The organism is Bradyrhizobium prioriisuperbiae, from assembly GCF_032397745.1.
Classification (GTDB): domain Bacteria; phylum Pseudomonadota; class Alphaproteobacteria; order Rhizobiales; family Xanthobacteraceae; genus Bradyrhizobium_A; species Bradyrhizobium_A prioriisuperbiae.
Genome location: NZ_CP135921.1, coordinates 8,015,207 through 8,035,406 on the forward strand (window position 1 = coordinate 8,015,207; position 20,200 = coordinate 8,035,406).

12 protein-coding genes are annotated in these 20,200 nt (G+C 58.7%); 5 read left to right on the forward strand and 7 right to left on the reverse strand.

All coding sequences use genetic code 11. From position 1 onward, the window contains the following. Positions 1-575 precede the first annotated feature (575 nt). The gene (locus tag RS897_RS37170) at positions 576-4,928 is read left to right on the forward strand and encodes an RHS repeat protein (protein ID WP_315833636.1); all 4,353 of its coding nucleotides are present in this window, start codon (positions 576-578) and stop codon (positions 4,926-4,928) included. A 75-nt stretch (positions 4,929-5,003) separates the two neighbouring features. Here RS897_RS37170 and RS897_RS37175 read toward each other — a convergent pair whose 3' ends face one another. The 5 genes from RS897_RS37175 to RS897_RS37195 form a co-directional block, all read right to left on the reverse strand. After that, entirely contained in the window at positions 5,004-5,513 is a 510-nt protein-coding gene (locus RS897_RS37175; protein WP_315833637.1) for a serine O-acetyltransferase, read from the reverse strand. A gap of 39 nt (positions 5,514-5,552) precedes the next feature. After that, on the reverse strand, positions 5,553-7,010 hold the full coding sequence (locus tag RS897_RS37180; RefSeq protein ID WP_315833638.1) for a lipopolysaccharide biosynthesis protein: 1,458 nt from the start codon (positions 7,008-7,010) through the stop codon (positions 5,553-5,555). A 68-nt stretch (positions 7,011-7,078) separates the two neighbouring features. Then, on the reverse strand, positions 7,079-8,128 hold the full coding sequence (locus RS897_RS37185) for an acyltransferase family protein (RefSeq protein WP_315833639.1): 1,050 nt from the start codon (positions 8,126-8,128) through the stop codon (positions 7,079-7,081). Positions 8,129-8,237: 109 nt separating this feature from the next. Beyond that, complete coding sequence (locus tag RS897_RS37190) at positions 8,238-9,584, reverse strand: hypothetical protein (protein ID WP_315833640.1); 1,347 nt, start codon at positions 9,582-9,584, stop codon at positions 8,238-8,240. Further along, complete coding sequence (locus tag RS897_RS37195) at positions 9,581-10,804, reverse strand: acyltransferase family protein (protein WP_315833641.1); 1,224 nt, start codon at positions 10,802-10,804, stop codon at positions 9,581-9,583. The genes RS897_RS37190 and RS897_RS37195 overlap by 4 nt, the downstream gene beginning before the upstream one ends. Positions 10,805-11,179: 375 nt before the next feature. On the opposite strand from RS897_RS37195, the gene RS897_RS37200 reads away from it, so the two are divergent. The 3 genes from RS897_RS37200 to RS897_RS37210 are packed head-to-tail and all read left to right on the forward strand — an operon-like array spanning position 11,180 to position 15,357. Further along, the gene (locus tag RS897_RS37200) at positions 11,180-12,322 is read left to right on the forward strand and encodes an acyltransferase family protein (protein WP_315833642.1); all 1,143 of its coding nucleotides are present in this window, start codon (positions 11,180-11,182) and stop codon (positions 12,320-12,322) included. Between the two features lie 11 nt (positions 12,323-12,333). After that, entirely contained in the window at positions 12,334-13,080 is a 747-nt protein-coding gene (locus tag RS897_RS37205) for a hypothetical protein (RefSeq protein ID WP_315833643.1), read from the forward strand. A 27-nt stretch (positions 13,081-13,107) separates the two neighbouring features. After that, entirely contained in the window at positions 13,108-15,357 is a 2,250-nt protein-coding gene (locus RS897_RS37210; protein WP_315833644.1) for a GNVR domain-containing protein, read from the forward strand. 519 nt (positions 15,358-15,876) lie between these two features. Here the strand turns inward: RS897_RS37210 and RS897_RS37215 are convergent. Further along, entirely contained in the window at positions 15,877-17,337 is a 1,461-nt protein-coding gene (locus RS897_RS37215; RefSeq protein ID WP_315833645.1) for an undecaprenyl-phosphate glucose phosphotransferase, read from the reverse strand. Positions 17,338-17,858: 521 nt separating this feature from the next. Next, the gene (locus tag RS897_RS37220) at positions 17,859-19,181 is read right to left on the reverse strand and encodes a UDP-glucose dehydrogenase family protein (protein ID WP_315833646.1); all 1,323 of its coding nucleotides are present in this window, start codon (positions 19,179-19,181) and stop codon (positions 17,859-17,861) included. Between the two features lie 585 nt (positions 19,182-19,766). Between RS897_RS37220 and RS897_RS37225 the strand changes: the two genes are divergently transcribed. Next, positions 19,767-20,039 carry a hypothetical protein gene (locus tag RS897_RS37225; RefSeq protein WP_315833647.1) on the forward strand — a complete coding sequence of 91 codons (273 nt, stop codon included), beginning with the start codon at positions 19,767-19,769 and terminating at the stop codon, positions 20,037-20,039. Positions 20,040-20,200: the final 161 nt, after the last annotated feature.

Consider the following 20,200-nt stretch of genomic DNA (forward strand, 5'->3'; position numbering starts at 1 on the left):
GTGGAGCGCTCGTCGCGCAATGGCCGCTGTAGCGATCAGCGCTCGCAAAAACATGTCGACGCAACTTCGTGGCGCATGTCACGCAGACATCTCCCTTCCCGCGGCAACACGCCACCCATGATTGTCAGTGGCGGATCACACGTCCACGCTGATCATGCCAGTAACATCAGCGCCTGAATTGAGCAGCGGCATGTCTGCCGCAATTCGTTTACGAAAAAAATCATCATCTCGTTCGCAGACATTCAGGGATGATCTTTCGCGAACGATCTACCGTTCGCATGCGAAGTTCCACAGATGTCGCTTTGAAAAAACAGTCTGCGTTCTGATTGTGCAGAAGGCATCTGTACTCGTCACAGGCAGATCAAAGAATCATTCCAAGAAAAACAAAACGCCATACTGCAGCCAAATCGCACGTGCATTGAAGCACACGAGCAGCAGCGACTCGATGTCGTGATCGGCAGGAGCTTCAGTTCCAAGCTTCGATGCTGTTGTCTCAATTTTTACCTGCCATCAAAACTCAACGATAGAGTTTGGATGCTAGGGCTCGCACTCCTCCAACCTTCGAGGCTCAACCGATGAGCACTACGACTGTCGACCAGCCCGTTCTCTCTGCCCATTCCTTCATCGGTTCCATCGGAGTCAATGCTCACGTCGGGTACTCGTGGGGCAGCTACGATAATCTCGCCCTCGTCATGGACGACCTCAAATATCTGGGGGTGACGACGATCCGCGATGCGCTGGCAACCAGTCCGGGTGCTCAACCCGCTCTCGCAGGCCTGGCGGCAGCGGGATACAAATTCGACTTTCTCGTTCCCTCGAATCTGCCGGCTTCGGGCAGCGCCGGCCTGCAGCACTACCTGGCGGAGCTCGACGCATTCCAGAAAAGCCATCCCGGCAGCATCATTGCGCTCGAGGGGCTCAACGAAGCCAACATCCAGCACTTCAGTTACAACGGCAGCTCATCGATTGCCGCAGCGGCCGAATATCAAAAGCTGTTCTATTCGGCGATCAAGGGCGATGCGAACCTGGTCGGCGTGTCGGTCTACAATCTCACCCTCGGCCACAACAATCCGTCCGCCTACTCCCAGCTCGGCGACCTGTCGAGCTACTCCGACTATGCCAACGCGCATTCCTATCTGAATACGAGCACCACCACCGACACCGCGTTGGGATCGACCATCAACACGGCGAGCGGAGGCGCTGCGGGAAAGCCGATCGTCATCACCGAGACCGGCTATACGACACAGGACAACACGCCGCTGATCGGGGCCAGTGAAAGCGTTCAGGCCAAATCGATCCTCAACACCCTGGTCGATGCCTACAAGGCAGGCGTCAGCAAGACCTATCTTTATGAATTGCTGGATCGTGACTCGAGCAGCAGCAATACAAATCCCGAGGCGAATTTCGGGCTGTTCAATTCCGACGGGACGCCAAAGCTGGCTGCAACCGCCATCCACAACCTGACGACCATCCTCGCCGACGATGGAACCGGCGGCCATCAGCCGACAGGATCGCTGAGCTACTCGCTCGACAACATGCCGACCACCGGCGAAAGCATGGTGCTGGGCAAAAGCAACGGCGCGTACGAAATCGTGGTCTGGGCAGAGCCCCGTATCTGGGACGACGCAACCGATACCGAGATCAGCAACCCCGCGCAGACTGTCACGGTTCATCTCGGCAGCGTGCATCATTCGGTCAAAGTGTACGACCCGATGAGCGGCACCACCCCGATCGCCGTCTACACCGACGTCAAGGATATTCAGATTTCGGTCAGCGACCATCCGATGATCATCGAGATCGATGCACCGGAGACCACGACTCCGCCGCCGGAACCCGCCGATGTGAGCGGCACCGCCGCCAGCATCGTGCTGCAGCTCGGGACGCTCAACACCTCCGATACGCTCAAGACAATCACCCTCACCGACACGCCTACCCTTCCGGTCGCGTCGGACTCGACGATGAAGTACATCATCTCGCACTACAGCAAGGCGCTTGCGGCGATCCAGGGCGGCTATTCGTTCGCCATCACGGTCTCGGACGACACCTGGACCAATACGCGAACCTTCGATTCCACCGGCGTGCTGCAGTCGACAACCAACATCGCCTATACCGGCGGCGTCATCATCAGCAAGGTAACGGTTTACGCGGATCACTCCACCGACAGCGTGATGTATTCAGCGGGTGTCATTGCCCAGGAAGTGATCGTCAAGGCAGACGGCACGAAAGAAACCAAGGCTTTCGATGCCGGCGGCCATCTGACGACCGACACCATCAAGCACACTGACGGTTCGTCATCGACCACCCTGTATTCCGCCGGCGTCAAAACCAAGATGTATGTCGCCAACGCCGACGGCTCGCACGACACCTACGCCTACAACATCCAGGGAAAAACCTACACCACCGAGGTGCAGCATGCGGACGCGACCGGCAAGGTCGTCGCTGTTACGCGGACCCATGCCGACGGCTCACTCGATTACACCCAGGTGATCAACTCCAACGGTACCAAGATCACGACGCTTTACGATTCCGTCGGCCGAAAAACCGCCGTCATTACCGCGAGCGCAACCGCCACGACAACGGATCAGTACGACACCTCCGGAACGCTGACCAAGGAGATCATCCACAACGCCAATGGCAATGTGACGACCGCGGTGTATACCGCCGGCACGCTGTCTGCATTCTACATCGCCAATGGTGATGGCTCGACCGAAACCCGGCTCTACGATGCCAGCGGCAACCTCAAGACGGATGCCATCCAGGACACCGATGGCTCGTCCTCGACCACGCTGTATTCCGCCGGCGTCAAGACCAAGATGTATGTCACGAATGCCGACAGGACCCACGACACCTATAGCTATAATATCCAGGGCCAGAGCTACACGACCGAGAAGCAACATACGGACGCAACCGGCAAGGTCATTTCGGTGACGCGGACCCACGCCGACGGCTCGCTCGACTACACCCAGGTCATCAAGGACGACGGCAGCAAGGTCACGACGCATTACGACGCCACCGGCCACAAGACCACGGCGATCACGATCACCGCGGTCGCCACCACGACAGACAGCTACGATGCCTCTGGAAGACTGACCAAGGAGATCGTTCAGAAGGCCGACGGCACTGTCACGACGGCGGTCTATACAGGCACTATCTTGTCGGCGTTCTATACCACCAATCCAGATGGCTCGACTGAGACCCGGCTCTATGACAGCACCGGCAGCCTCGCCAGCGACGCCGTCCAGCACACCAACGGCTCGTCAACGACCACGCTGTATTCCGCCGGCGTCAAGACCAAGATGTACGTCAACAATGCCGACGGCACCCACGACACCTATGCCTACAACATCAAGGGCCAGAGCTATACCACCGAGCTGCAACATACGGATGCGAGCGGCAAAGTCATTGCGGTGACCCGAACCCATCCCGACGGGACGCTGGACTATACCCAGGTCGTGACCGCCGAGGGCACCAAGGTCACCACGCATTACGACGGGTCGGGACGCAAGATGACCGTCGTTGCCGCCAATGCGGCGGCCACCACAACCGACAGCTATGACACGTCGGGGCACCTGACAAAGGAAGTTGTTCAAAAAGCCAACGGCACCGTCACAACGGCTATCTATACAGGCACGGTGTTGTCAGCATTCTATATCGCCAACCCGGATGGATCGACCGAGACCAAGCTTTACGATGCGGGTGGCCATCTCACCAGCGACGCCATCCAGCATACCGACGGATCGTCATCGACCACGACGTACGCCGACGGCATCAAGACCAAGATGTACGTCAACAATGCCGACGGCACGCACGATACCTACGCCTATAATATCCAGGGCCAGAGCTACACCACCGAGGTGCAGCACGCAGATGCCAGCGGCAAGGTCACCTCGGTGATCCGGAGTCATGCCGACGGCTCACTGGATTACACCCAGGTGATCCAGGGCGACGGCACCAAGGTGACCGACCTCTATGATGCAGCCGGCCACAAGACCAGCGAAATCATGCTGCATACGGATGGCTCGAGCAATACCGCGTCCTACAACACGTCGGGCGCCCTGCTGCAGTCCGTCGCCAAAACGACTGATGGCGACACCACGACCACCCACTATGCGAGTGGCGTCAAGACATCGATCAACATCGCCCATGCCGATGGATCGACCGAAAGCCAGTTGTTTGATTCCGCTGGCCATCTCACCAGCGATGCCATTCAGAACACCGACGGCTCATCATCGACGACGCTGTATACCGCCGGCGTCAAGACCAAGATGTACGTCGACAACGCCGACGGCACGCACGACACCTATGCCTACAATATCCAGGGGCAGAGCTACACCACCGAGCATCAGCATGCCGATGCATCCGGCAAGATCACCGCAGTGACACGGGCCCATGCCGACGGCTCGCTCGATTACAGCCAAGTGATTCAAACCGACGGCACCAAGATCACCGACAACTACGACAGCGCCGGCACCAAGACCCAGGAGATCGTCTCCCATCCGTCGGGTGCGACGGATGTCTACAAATACGCCATCGCCGGGTCACCCGGCGCAATCCAGCACGAGGTCTACAATACAGCCGGGAATCTGACGCTGATCGACTTGCTGAACAGCAACGGGACGCACAAGGTGACGGCGGTGACGGCCGGCCTGACGATCTCCGGCGGCAACGGCAACGACCTTTTCGCCTCGGCGGGATCCACGACCATCACCTACGATCACGGCAACGACCAGATCAACAACTTCCGGGCGGGAGATGCCAGTAATCACGACACGATCCGGATCGCGCAGTCGCTGGTGGCCGACTACAACCATCTGCAGCTCGAACAGGTGGGATCGGATGCTCTGGTGCATATCTCATCGACCGATTCGATCCTGCTGAAGAACATCAACGTGCACAATCTGGATCACAGCAACTTCCTGTTTGCCTGATCGATGCGAGGACGTTGAATCCGGCATAACCGATGGCGCGACCGCCCTCGACGGGCGTGCCTTGACGCGTGGATCTTACGAGGCGCGGAGCACCCGCCCCGGAACACCCGCCACTACTGCCTGGGGCGGCACCTCACGATTGACCACGGAATTGGCGGCAACTGTCGCGCCCTGCCCGATCGTGATCGGGCCGATGATGACCCCGCCGGCATACACCGTGACGTTGTCCTCAAGCTGCGGATAGCCGGGCCTTTGCGCGGTATGCCGGCCCAGGGTCACGTTCTGGTACAGCGTCACCGAGCGGCCGAGCCGGACGCCATCGCCAACCACAATGCCTGTCGGATGCGGGAGAATGAGGCCCGGCCCGATCTCGGCAAGCAGCGAAATGTAGCAACCGCGCTGCATCAGGCAGCAGCGCAGGATGAGCCAGGAGATTGCCCGTCCGGGGCGTCCGCTCGACCGCAGCCATTTGGCCAGGCGCCACCATGTGATCACGACAAAACCGGGGCATGTGATCCAGGCAACCAATGCGGCCTTGAGCCCCGAACTGCCGGTGTTTGCGATCAGATCTTCACGCCATTGCATCGACTGGTTCCGTCCTCAGCACTGTTCCAATGTCGCTCATCACGAAGCCGATGCCGCTTCCAGGGGCTGTCCTTCGGGCAGCGGCCGGCGCAACAGCGACTTCAGGCTGCCACGGATCTGGTGCCTGAAGAGGACATAACACCCCAGCACCACGAGGATGTAGACCCCCGTCGCGAGCAGCCAATTTACCAGCGTGGTCACCTGGCCCAAGGTGACCGCCAGGACGGCTGCCATACCTGCAAGGGTTGCGATCGAAGCCGGCAGCAGCGATTTGAGGATGGATCCGTAAGGCAGCCCGGTACTGCGCGCTCCGATCATCACCATCGCGATGCAGACGATGATTGCAGTGATCACATATATAACCGCGACCGCCTTGAGACCGAACGGAAGCGCCACCACAAAGGACAGGATCATGGCAACGCTGTTCGCACTGCTGACCCAGAACTGCAGGCGGGCCTTGCCGCGCGCCAGCAGAATTGGGCCGCTATAGGCAGCAATCGATTGTGCGGCGCCCGCCGGTGCCAGCACCGCGATCAGCGGCAAAACCTCGCGCCAATGCGGCGAGAGGAAGGCCGTGACCGGATAAGTCAATCCGAAGGTCAGATAGATCATGGCCGGAAATGTCACCATCGCCGTCATGCCGAGCACCGCGCAGATGGCGGTGTTTTGCTCGGCGCGAAACTCATCGCCGGCCATCCGGCTCAGCGTCGCCATCAGCACGCCGCCGCCGGGCCAGGAGAAGATCATCAACGGGAGAATCATGAACTGATACGCCAGTCCATAGAGACCGACCGCCGCGGCTCCCAGTTTTGCACCGATCAGCAGGTTGCCGACATTGCGCGCGGCAAAATTGAGGATGTTGGTGGCCAGAACCCAGCCGCCGAACGTGAGGATCGATGATACGCGGCGCCAGCCGAAGTTCGGGCGGATCTCGCGGCGCGTGATGACTGCAAAGGCGACCGCGCGAATGACCTGGACCAGAACGTAATAGGAAATCAAGGCCCAGATCCCCCAGCCGCCCACCGCACCGCCAACGCAGACAATAGCGCAGATCACGGCGGCGGCGGTCTCCACGGCGGCGACCGTCTGATAACGCAGCTTGCGCTCGAGGACCGCCCGCGGCCCGAGTGCTGCGATCGACAGCACGACCGAGACGGACAGCGCGGCCAGCACCGTCGACAGGCCCTGCATCCTCACCGCGCCGGCCAGCGGACTGGCCATCCCGGCGAGCAAAGCCGCACAGGCGACGCCGATCAGGAGCATCAACGTGACTGCGGCCCCCGCCTCGTCCGGCGTGAGCGTCTTCCGCTGCACCATTGCGCTCGACAGGCCCATATCAGTGAGCAGCGCTATGAACGCGACAAACGGCAGGGAGAACGCGACCAGGCCGAATTCCGCCGGGCTGACGAAATAGGTCATCAGCAGCGTCATCAGGAATTGCAACACCGACTTGACGATGTTGACGCCGGACATGGAAAGCAGATTCTTCAGGATCATGATGTCATCCGCTGGTCACTTGCAGTCCGGCATTGGCAGAACGCGCTCGCAAGCGCCTCTGATGAAAATCAGGCGTGATGCCCCACCCCGCCGATCGGTCGGAAAAACGCATGCCGGAAGGTATTGTCCAGCAGGCGCCGCAGCCGCACCTCGATCAGCTCGTAACTCACGGCACCGGCGAAGAGTGCTGCGGCAAGTCCGAGCACAGCGAAGGCCCCCCACAGCAACCAGAGGTCCATTCCTCGCGCTGCGAACTTCACGCCCATCACCTGCAGGGGGAAAAGGGCGAAAGGATGCACAAGATACAGGCTGTAGCTGATCTTACCGAGGTATTGCAGCACAGGCGCGCTCAACGCCCTCGCCACGCCGGACTCCGGCGCGAGCACCATTGCGAACAGCAGAAAACCCGGTATCAGGCCAACGAATGGATGGATGTATTCAAGACAGGCATACATCGCGATCCCGCAGACCACGCCAGCGAGCACTCCTCCCCAGCCGCCGAGCCGAATGCGGAAACTGATGCCGCTGAACAGCATGCCCACGGCGAAATAGGCCGCAATCGGCCAGGTGAAAACAGCGATCAGCCCCACTACCAGCAGCAGAGCCCCCAGCATCCATTTCCGCAGTTGAGCGATAACAACGAAGGTGGCGGCAAACCAGATGTAGAAGGCCCACTCATAAGTCAGTGTCCAGGCGTTCTGCTGACCGGCCGGAAGACCGAACATATCAGGCACAAAGAACAGGTTGGCGAGGAACACCTCGATGTAGGACAGGATGGTGATGTCCTTGAAGAACTTGTAGCCGACCAGCGGGCCGACGGTGAACAGGACCAGATGCAGGACCACAAACACCGGCAGAATACGCAACGCCCGATCATAGAAGAACTTCGACACCGAGGCGTGGCGAACCAGACTGGCCGGGATCAGGAAACCGCTGATCATGAAGAACAGCTCGACCCCACGCCCTCCCATATTGATGGTGCCGTGGAACCAGGACGGGAGGCCGGGCAGAAAGCCGGCAAGAAGCGGCATGTCATAGAGGTGGACCACCAGCACGCTCATGGCGGCAAGCCCACGCAGGCCCTGCACCGCCGGCACAAACCCCTGATGACTGGTCATGGACACGCACGCCTCCAACAGCACAACGGCAACAGCCGAACAAATGATTCACGTATAAGGAGCATCGCCGCTTGGCTGCTCGCGTCCAGCAACGGGGGCGAACGCCCGCTCACGCCGGCCGCGGCGCCAGCGTGACGGCATCGCTCGGGACCAGCGCGGTACTGCTCCCGGCCGAGTCGTCGGCGAGCTTGCCGCGAAACACCTCGCTGAACGCAAAGCCCAGCATCAGCAAACCACTAGCAGGGCCATAGGCAAGCACCGTCACCGCGAACAAATTCATCACCACGGCGGCGGTCAATTTGTAGATGTCGGTCGTCTTCGCCACAGCATAGACTACGCACACCATGAACGCGACGAAGATGGGCCCAAACATCAGATACGTGCCGATGTAGAAATTATCGACCGGAACGTAATAACTCACGCTGTTGGAAAACAGCTGCTGCGGATAGTTGAAACAGCCGAGGCCACAGCCCGTCAGGTATCCCAATGGCATCAGCTGGCCCATATAGACGAACGGCAGCTGCCAGCTGTTGTTGATGCGATCCTGCATGCTGTAGAGCGCCGGATACGATCTGTGCAGATCGATACCCGAGAACAGGATCATCAGGATGATCGGAATCAGGATGGTCAGGAACGAAAGGCAAGCCATGCGACGCAGCATGGGAAATTTGTGACGCTCCGGCAGCAGCCGGATGATGATCAGGCACACCAGATAGATCGCGATCAATCCGATGGTGGTTTTGCTGGTCGTCAGCTTGATCGCATAGATGCCGAGCGGCGCCCAGAACAGGCACCAGCCGAGGCTGCGACGAATCGAGGTCAGCACGAACGTGATGAAAACAAAGAACGCGGCCATGGTGCTGTCGGCGGCAAAGCCGGCCAGCCGCGGATTGGCGTCGGTCCACCATAGCTTCCCCGCTTCCCGGGTGGCGCCGAACGATTCATAGGCAAAACCAACCCATGGCAAACGCATGTGCGCTGAAGCGATGATGCCCAGGATCGTGACATAGAAAATGATATGAATTGATGCGAGCAGCTTCTTGTAGGAACCCGTATCGCGCGCGCAGAAGCAGAATCCGACGAACACCGGCGCGATCATCTTGAGCGACGACGCCATTCCCGCTACGCGGCCGAGGAAAATGTAACCGATATAGAGCGCGAATGCCATGTACAGGATGGTGAGGATTGCAATCAGGCTTTTGCCTTGGATGACATAACGCTGCACAAACGCGAGGATGCAGACCATCGCCAGCAGATCTGGGATGAACCACAGCCCGTCCAGCTTGGTGATGCTGAAATAGTAACGCAGCGCGCCGGCGAAGGCGTCGCGATAGAAATACAGGAACAGCGCGAAGGCTTCGAGATTCCACAGCGAGAATATCGATAGGCCGGGCTCGCGCGGCTGCGCCCCGACAAAATCGGAGCCGATTGGACTGGCGTGAATAACAGCCGTCATTGGCTGATCGCCCCTCCGTGAGCGGATGCGAGCTTCTCCGCCGGCGCGCGATTGAAGAACCTCAGGACAGCTTTCGAACCGGGAATCTCGACATGCAGATAGGTCAGGTTGGACACCACGAACACCGCCGCGAGGAAAACCAGCAGCAATCCTGTCCCCGCCAATCCCGGCGCGAGGCCATCAATCCCCTGGAGTTTCTTGGTCCCAACGGCGCGCACGAAATACTCGAACAGCATGAGCACCAGCGAATGCACCATGTAGATCGAGTACGACCGCTTGCCGAGCCAGACCAGCGGCCGGATGGACAGAATGTTCGGCAGCACACGATTGGGGAATGCCATGAGCGAACCGAGCAGCGCGGCAAAAATGAACGGAGCGACAAAGCTGATCTGAGGCATCATCGCAACCAGGCTCATCACCACGATCGCCGCGGCAACGCTGCCAAACTGAACAATCGTCTGGATGGCCGGACTCACCTGCTCCGGCAGCGAAGCGACGATGCGGACAGTCAGCACGCCCAGGAAGAAGCTGAAGACACAGCGGACAATTCCGAAAGCATAGTGGAAATCGATGCTGGTCCGGCGCATCACAAAGACCATGATCAAGGCACTCGCCAGCATCAACAGCGCCGACAACACGTAGACGATGCGAACGTTCCGGCGCCACTGCGCAAACACCAGCACGACGCCGAAGATCAGGTAGGTGTAGAATTCCGCACTGATGCTCCAGCTCGGCGCATTCCAGCTGAGATAGTCAACGAAGCCGAGCGCATGAAGCAGAAAGACGTTGACGAAAAAGGAATAGACATTGTTGACCTGCATCTCGGCCGGCATGACCTGCAGGAGACCGAATGCGACCACACCCAGCTTCAGCAGCCGGAACATCAGCGCTGCGGCCAATGTGACAACGTGAAGCGGATAGATTCGCGCCAGCCGGCGCACCACAAAATCGCGGAATGAAAACGCTCCGAAATCGGATCGCGTGTAGTTCAGCGAAATGACGATGCCGCTCAGGACGAAAAAGAGATCAACGAAAAGCCAGGCGTTATGAAAGAAAGCAACGTCAATCCAGGCCTTGTTTGGAAAGATTGCAACGAATGCGGCCGAGATGACGAAATGATGAACCACGACGCACGACGCCGCCAGTCCGCGAACGCTGTCGAGCGGCAGATAGTGAGCTTTGTGACGATGGATCGATATGGAATTGATCGATGTGGACAAGACGAAGAACCCAACCTTTGCCGCAAAATTTTCTATATCGGTTCACGCGGGTTTTTCAACGTGGGACTTTCGCGTGGCGGATGTGTGTCAACGATCGAACTCAATCAATCGCGATATTGCCACCATGCTGCCTACACGCTGAGCTAACTTTGCCTTCAAGTCGAGCAATACAAGCCGCTCAAACAGACAGATCCTTCAAACGGACACGCTTTCAATTCCCGCAAATTCTCCTCATTGCAGACATGTGCACGTCATCTGTTGTGAGGTATGCGGAGCGGAATGCTGCTCATCGAGTGATCACGGCGCACAGTAAATGTGGATTGAGTTGAGAGTGCGGCCATGCCTACAGTCGACGAGGAAGACAGGAGTCACTTGATGAAGCGAGTTGCAGCAACCGCTATAAACTCGATCAAGGATTGGTTTTCCGGACCCAGCGCCAAGGACGTCATGGATGCGCACAACGGCGCCGGTCCTGGCTTCGACCTGCTGCGAATCGGGCTGTCGCTGCTGGTGATTCTGCTGCATTCGTTTCACACCGCTTATGGCGTTCCTCAATCGCGCTTTCTTGCCACGGGATGGTCACATCCGATCTGGGCCGCCACCCTGCCGATCTTCTTCGGTTTGAGCGGCTTTCTGGTTTCCGGCAGCGCCCTGCGATCACACAGTTTGAAAGTCTTCCTGTCGTTCCGCGCGCTTCGTATCTTTCCGGCGCTGACGGTCGAGATCACCTTGTCCGCACTGATTCTCGGTCCCCTGCTGACTACACTGCCGATCTGGGACTACGTCAGCGACACGAGATTCCTCAAGTATTTCGGCAACATCATCGGCTGGATTCATTTCGAATTGCCAGGTGTGTACGAACACAATCCCTCCGCCGGCATCGTCAACCGCAGCCTCTGGACCCTGCATCCGGAACTGCTCTCCTATGTGCTGATGACCGCTCTGATGTTCTCCGGCATCGCTTACAGCCGATGGAAGACCACGCTGTTGTGGATTGGCGCCACAATTGTTCTCGCCACCTACAATCTGATGACCGGCAAATACGAGCTGACTGGCATCTATAATGGCGGCGTTCTGATTTATTACTTTCTCACCGGAATTTTGGCCTACCACTGGCGCCATGTCGTCGTGATCAACGCGCGGTTATTCGTCATCGCGCTGGTGGGTGCCTACATTTTGACCGAACTGCCGCAGACGACGTTTCTGGTGCTGCCGCTCGTGAACGTCTACATCATGGTCTACATCGGCATGATGAAGCTTCCGCATGTGAAGTTCCTGCAAAGCGGGGACTATTCCTACGGTCTCTATCTCTACGCATTCCCGATCCAGCAGGCGATTGTGCAGTTTCTTCCGGACCATCGAAACTGGTGGACCGTGTTCGTGCTTGCGGTTGTCATCACCTACGGCGTGGCGGCTCTCTCCTGGCATCTGATTGAAAAACCGGCACTGCGGCTCAAAAAATGGGTGCAGAATGCACCTCGACCGATTCCAAGCACCACCGAGCCGTCTCGCGCGTAACGGCACGAGCCATGATCCGCATCGCTCCAACATCGCGGCAAGGGAACAACAAAACCGCCCTTGTTTTTCATTCGGATGCCCTTGGGAACCGCTTTATTGCACCGCACAAAGATTTGACATACTCTAGTACTAGCTTCGTGACCGATTTCCTTCGCCACACAGACAACCTGCAACTTGAGGTGGACGGCGTCTCGATGGTCACGCTCCGAAAATGTCTGGCGAACCGCGCGACGATTGCGGCATTCCTGCTCGTCGCGATCGGAACTGGTGCCGGCCACGCGCAATGCGTGCCGTTCAGCGAGCGCATACCGCTGGCCGAGCGCGAGATGTTTTCCACAGAGCCGACCTCGCTGTTGCAGGCCGTCCGCAATGACAACGACAAACTCGAGACCCGAGTGACTGGCTATCTGGCGACCGACCCGACGCTGTTACCTGCGGTCCGCAAGCTGGTTGCCGACGCACCTTCGGCCAATCGGCGTGCGATCGGCGCGGGCCTGCGCCGTGCTGTGTTGCTGTGTACAGCCATACAGCCGCAGTCTGCGCGCAAGATCATCGATTTCGTGCGCGATCTCGGCGACAAGACCGTGTTGGCTGGTTACGTCTCCGTAAGCGAGGAGCTCGATTCGCCATCTACAGGTCCCCAGATCACACGCCCTGCGGCACCACCGGTCAAAGCCACCACCAGCAGCAGACTGTTTTCCGGGGAGTTCAACACCGAACTTGCCGATCCTTTTGCCAGCATGCCCCTGCCGCAATAATCATCATCGGACACACTGAATTCACCCATGTACCAACCCCGAGTCGAATTTCCGTCACCGCAGAAACAGGGCCTCGTGATCGGCACCACGGTGCTGAGCGTCGATCGCATTCTGGATATCCTGCGCCGGCAATGGCCGTTGATCGCTTCCATCGCGGGCGGCGCGCTGCTGCTTGTGGTCGTCTACCTGCTGCTGGCCTCACCGATGTATACGGCGTCCTCGCGCATCCTGATGGATACGCGCCAGACCCAGGTGGTGGATAAGGACAGCGGCATCCCGAACACCCTCATCGATCCCGGCTTCGTCGATAGCCAGGTCGAGATCCTGACGTCGGATGACCTGATCCTCTCGGTGGTTCGCAAGCTCAAGCTCACCCAGGACCCGGAGTTCATCGGCTTCAATACTGGCCTCATGCCGTTCATCATGAATATGGTGAGCTACGTCATCGGCAGCGACGGGCCGCCATCGGCCGGTCGACTCGAACGCACCGCGGTCCAGGCGCTGCAGAAGAATCTCAAGGTCGACCGCGTGCTGGCGACCTATGTCCTCTCGGTGGCCTTCAAGTCGCTCGATCCAGACAAGGCCACGCTTGTCACCAACGCCATTACCGATGCCTACGTTGTCGGCGCACTGGAAGCCAAATATCAATCCACAAAACGGGCCAGTGAATGGTTGCAGCAGCGCAGCGCCGAACTGCGTGATCAGGCCACCGAAGCCGACCGTGCCGTGCAGACCTTCAAGGCCGAGAACAACATCGTCGGCACCAGCCGCGGCCTGATGAGCGAACAGCAGCTCAGCGACGTCAATACGCAGCTGATCCAAGCGCGCGCCGCGACTGCCGAGGCCAAAGCCCGCCTCGACCGAATCGACGCCATCTCCGACAAGGATCTGGCCCAGCCGACCGTCACTGACGCCCTCAACAACACCGTGATCACGCGGCTTCGGGCTCAGTATCTCGACCTCGCCGCGCAATATGCGGACTGGTCGACCAAGTATGGCAAAACCCATCAGGCCTCGGTCAATCTCGCCAATCGCATGGAAGAGGCCCGCAAATCGATTGCGGACGAGGTCCGGCGCATCGCCGACTCCTATCGCAGCGAGTACGAGATCGCCAAGAGCCGCGAGAACTCGCTTGAGAGCAACATGAACAATCTCGTGACCCAGGCCGGCAGCAACGGTCAGGCCCAAGTGAAGCTGCGCAATCTGGAAAGCGCTGCCGATACCTATCGCAATCTTTACAATACGTTCCTGGACAAGCTGCAGCAGGCGACCCAGAAGGAGAGCTTTCCGATCAGCGAATCGCGCGTGATCAGCACCGCCACCAAACCGGACAAGAAGAGCTCGCCGAAAACCCTGCTGTTTCTGATCGGCGGCATCGTCGGCGGCTTCTGTTTCGGCGTTGGCGCTGCTTTCGCCCGTGAATTGCTGCACGACGTCCTGCGAACGCCGGCCGACATCGAGGATGAACTCGGCGTCAAGTGCCTCGGCACCCTGCCCGATCTCGCTCCGGACCGCTCGGGCGTCCAAAAGGCGCGCGCGCTGATGATGGCGCCCGACAAGGAAGCCGCGAAGCAGCAGGTGTCGCTGGCGCGTTATGTCATCGACCACCCGTTCTCGCGCTTTGCCGAGACGCTGCGCAACATCAAGGTATCGATCGACGTGACTCGGCTAACCCGCGACGTTCGGATCGTTGGCATCGTCTCGTCGCTGCCGAAGGAAGGCAAGACCACGATCGCGGCAAATCTGAGCCACCTGACCGCCCTGACTGGCCACCGCACTCTGCTGATCGACGGCGACCTGCACACCCGTTCGCTGACGCGGGAACTTGCTCCGAACGCCAAGACTGGCCTTCTGGACGCATTACGCGATCCGAGGGAACTGGCCCGGCACGTTCAGCGCAGCAAGGAAACCGGTCTCGACTTCCTGCCGTCGTTCGTGGTCTCGCGCATGGTCAATTCCGCCGACGTCATGGCCTCGAAGGCCATGGCCGACGTGCTTGCAATGGCCCGCGAACACTACGAGTACATCTTCATCGACCTCGCCCCCGTCATGCCGGTCACCGATGCCAAGGCCGTCAGTCACCTGCTCGACGGGATGGTCTATGTGGTCGAGTGGGGTCAAACCACCCGCAGCGCTGTCCAGGAATCGATCTCCAGCTCCGAGGCGATCCAGAAAAAGATCCTCGGTGCCGTGCTCAGCCGTGCAAACCCGAAGATGCTCAAGCGTATCGAAGCCTACAAGGGCGCGCATTATAACCGCTATTACGTCGAGACCTGAGGACGAGAGCCCGCTCCTCGGGCCGCCTTCTCGGGTGGCCGCGACCAATCATCCTCGGTCCGCGCGATCCCTGACGTGTTGAAGAGCTGTCCGATCAGTTCGCCCTCCATAAGGCGCGACGTCCATCGAGAACGTCACCGGCATTGCTCTGTACTATTCTGAAGCAAAGATGGGGCTGCGCCCCCAGAGCACCGAGCCCTTCGTGCCGGCACCGGGGCAGCCAACCTTCCCCCAGCCCCACCCATTCTCAGATAGCCCTGAGAGCGTCTGTCGAGCCCGGAGGCGCGCGATCGATGAAGGATGAGCGGAGAGGCTGTCATGGGAAGGGCACAGGCCGCGTGATTGGCCGGAACAAGCGCGGCCACGGCGAGCGGCGGAATGGATCCTGGCAGCGCAGGATCTTGGAAGGCTGAGTTTTGGAAAGCTGCTGGCTAAATTACCCTTGAGATCAGCAAGGGAACTGCGACCTATCGAGAGGGCTTCGCTTGTGAGCAGAAGCCCGTCGCGCGTTCCGCGCCCTCAGTAAGCTTCCTGATACATCAGGGACAGCGCGGTCCTGAGAATGATCTTGAGATCCAGCCAGATGTTCCAGTTACTGACGTACCAGACGTCGTATTCGACGCGCTTTTCCATCAGGTCGATGGTGGGGGTTTCACCGCGGAAGCCGTTCACTTGCGCCCAGCCGGTCAAGCCCGGTTTCATGTGGTGACGATAAACATACTTCTCGATGACCTGGTCGTAGTAGTTGTCGTGGGCCAGTGCATGCGGACGCGGACCGACCAGGGACATCTCCCCGCGCAGCACGTTCCACAGTTGCGGCAGCTCATCGATGCTCGATTTGCGCAGGAAACGGCCGACTTTGGTGACGCGCGCATCGCCCTTGGTAGCCTGGGTCACGGTGGCGCCGTTTTCGGCAACCGTCATGCTGCGGAACTTCCAGATTTCAAAAGGCTTTCCATTAAAGCCGCGGCGCGATTGCCGGAAGATCACATTCCCCACAGAATCGAGCTTGACCAGGACGGACACCGTCGCCAGCAGCGGCGCCAGCATCAGCAAGGCGATCGACGCGAGCCCAATATCAAGGCAACGCTTCTGAGCCCGTTCGAACACGCTCAGCGGCGGCCGCTGAATTTCGATCGCCATGGTGCCACTAACCGGCAAGAACGGCCGCGACACGAGGTCAGCGATGGGGAAATCCGGCAAAAGTCGGATCGGCTGCGGAACCACGCGAAGGCGTTGGCTCAATTTCTGCAAAATAGGCAATTCATTCCAATCGATAGCCAGCAGGAACTCGTCCACGTCCGTCGCCCGTGACTGGCGAATCACATCGCGGATCTCTTGTTCCCAGGCGTCGCTGTCATGGGGCGCGCTGAGAACGAAGTGGCGCACGACATCGAAGCCGTTCTTGTGCAGGTCCTTGAACCGGCTCGATGTGAAATCGAGCGATTTCAGACTCAGCAGCACCACCTTGCGGCCGATCAAGCGCTCCCTGGCGAATGCCGACGCAAAGCCGAAACGCCACATGACGCGATGCCCGCACAGCCCGACCAGGCCGGTGAGCGCAAACAACAGAATGGTTCCACGCGACAGGTCGGCTGTCGACTTCAGCAGGAATGCGGCGGCCGCCAGGATTGCGAGCGACAGCATCCAGGTGAACGAAACCTTGCGCAGCTGCCATGTGACATTCAGCAACCGATGAGCGCCGTAAACATCCTGCAGATAGGCCGCAACAATAAACACCGTGGCAACGATCAGCCCCGCACCTGCAGAGATATCGCGCTCCGCGCCCGTTGCGACTTGATACAGAGCATTTGCGATCAGATAGCTCAGCGAGATGAGAAAGAAATCGCCCAGAATGATGAAAATCTGGAACGGACGATGCATCGCCGCGTTGCGACTGGCTATCGTCGAATAGGAACTCTCAGAACCGTAAGTGACCGCAGACATCTCTCGCCTCTCTCCAAATGCACAACCGTCCATCTATCGAACGAAAGATTGCTCCTTTAACGAGAATTGCTGTGAGGGAATCCCAGTCGACGATCTGTGCGATCGCGAGGGAAAACTATGCGGTGATCGCAGCGATAATGTGGCACTGCACACCGAAAGATTATTCTTTTTCGCATTGCGGTGTTGCGACGCGCGCATGTAGTTCGCGAGCCTGTCACAAAATTTGCTAGCGAATGAAAAATACTCTTCGCTGCGCATGTTTGTGGCAAGCGCGTGCGTTGTTTGCGACAAACAAACCGCATGCTCAAAAAAATATCGATGAAGCGATCACCAAACGAGCAATGCGCTGGAGAAGCGCGCACACATCGAATCAACGAATCAGTTTTCAAGTTTCAGAACGATTGATTTTTAGTGAAGGTCTCAACGCTCGCACATCGGCGGCGGATTCCAGCATTCGACATTTTCTAAAAAGAAGCAGCTTCGCGAAAAGAAACCACTGGTCGGCGCTTCGAGGCATCGACCGGTGGCATGTTTTCGGCAACGGTAAAGAAAGATTATCTCGCGACAGGCTCGCTGGCGCGGCCGATGCTCTGATACAGGAAGCCGCGCTTGGTCAGTTCGTCCGAATTGTAGATGTTGCGAAGGTCGATAACGATCGGACAAGCCATCTCACGCTTCAGGCGATCGAGATCGAGCGCTCGAAATTGCTCCCATTCGGTCACGATGACCAGCGCGTCGGCCCCCTCCGCGCACCGATAAGCATCCTCACAATAACGAATATCCGGCATCTCGAGGCGAGCCTGCTCCATTCCCACGGGATCGAACGCGCGAACGGTCGCCCCCATGTCCTGCAGCGCCGTGATCAGCGGGATCGACGGCGCCTCGCGCATGTCGTCGGTGTTGGGCTTGAACGTCAAGCCGAGAACGGCAATCACCTTGCCGCGAAGATTGCCGCCGAAAGGAGCAGCAACCTTGCGTGCCATCGCCCGCTTGCGCGCATCGTTGACGGAGTTGACGGCCTCGACAATTCGCAATGGCGCATCGTAGTCCTGCGCGGTCTTGATCAACGCGCGGGTGTCCTTCGGGAAGCATGAGCCGCCAAAGCCCGGGCCCGCATGCAGAAATTTCGACCCGATGCGGTTGTCGAGGCCGATGCCGCGTGCGATTTCCTGCACGTCGGCGCCGACCTTCTCCGCCAGATCCGCGATTTCGTTGATGAAGGTGATCTTGGTGGCCAAAAAGGCATTGGCTGCATATTTGATAAGCTCGGCCGTGCGACGTCCCGTGTACATGATCGGCGCCTGGTTGAGATAGAGCGGCCGATAGATCTCGCTGATCACCTTGCGTGCACGCTCATCATCGGTCCCGACCACGATGCGATCCGGGTGCTTGAAATCACGAACCGCGGCGCCTTCGCGCAGGAACTCGGGATTCGAAGCCACCGCGATATCCGCGGATGGATTGACCTGCATGAAGATCCGCTCCACCTCGTCGCCGGTGCCGACGGGCACGGTCGATTTGGTGATCACCACCGTAAAGCCCTTCACCGCTCCCGCGATTTCGCGTGATGCAGCATAGACATAGCTGAGATCGGCATGGCCATCGCCGCGGCGCGACGGCGTGCCGACTGCGATGAAGATCGCATCGGCCTCGCTGACATGGCTCGCAAGTTCAGTGGTGAAGACGAGCCGGCCTGCTTGCGCATTGCTTTGAACCAGGCGTTCGAGATCGGGTTCAAAAATCGGAATCTCACCACGCTTCAACGATGAGATCTTTTTTTCATCCTTGTCCACGCAGGTGACGTGATGTCCGAAATCCGCAAAGCAAGCGCCTGACACCAGCCCGACATAACCTGTTCCAACAACAACTATGCGCATGAATTGAGCACCTTCTTGATCGAGCGTCGACGCTTCGTCAGACGCATGACGCAACGCAGAGATTAAATCAATGAGAGAGAGGGGTCAAAATTCGCTCTCTCATCGATGATCGATATCGTGATCCGTGCACGACACAATTGCTGCCCACATTGAACACAAACGAACTGCAGTGATCACAGATTCAGTCGCCCCATTTCACATCCTCGCCACAAACAAAATGTTCTGCACGTCAATGCACTCCACATCACGACGCGCTCACGTTTCAATTCGACAACATCGCGTTGAAGCTGGACATCGATCGACAAAATCGTCTCCAGCAGAGTCGCAAATACGACGATGCAACAATGAGTCCACAACGGCTGTGCGGATGTTCAGGCTGCCGATGCGTGACGACAACCGGCTGACCAGCCCCGGGGAACAACCGAGCAGGAGATCGACCTGAAAGGTAGGTGGATGCCGAACTGAATGATGGTTACCCCGATCTCCAATTTTCAAAGGATCGCGGTGATAATCTGTAAAGGATTGATCTTAAACTCTTTTTATCTTTCAAGGAGCACTCTCTCGACGTTTTCAGGGGCGTGAGAGATGGTCGTTCTAGCAGTTTGCAGTGGGTTGGTCGGGGCGCTTCTCGGCCTGCGGTTCAGGGTTATCGTCCTGTTTCCGTTCATTTTCATCGGATCGGCCATCCTGATCGCCATCATGCCGGACGCGACCTGGCCGCGAACCATCCTGGCCATTGCGGTGTTCGCCTCCGCGCTTCAGCTCGGCTATGTCTGCGCCCTGCTTCTGCGGCCGGCCTTTTCAGCGCTCGGCAGCCACGTTCGCTTGCCATTCCTGGGCAGCCCCAAGCTCCGCTAACAAGCTCCGCGCTCACTGCTGCGAATACCGCCGAAACGGGCGGTATGAAGGCCCTGTCGGCCCGGCAGCCTTGAGCCGATGCCCATCGGCTGGCTGCACCTCGCGCCCAAAACTCCTGCTCGCTGTTGAAAAGCGAATTCGTTAGAGTAGCAGCGCTGGAA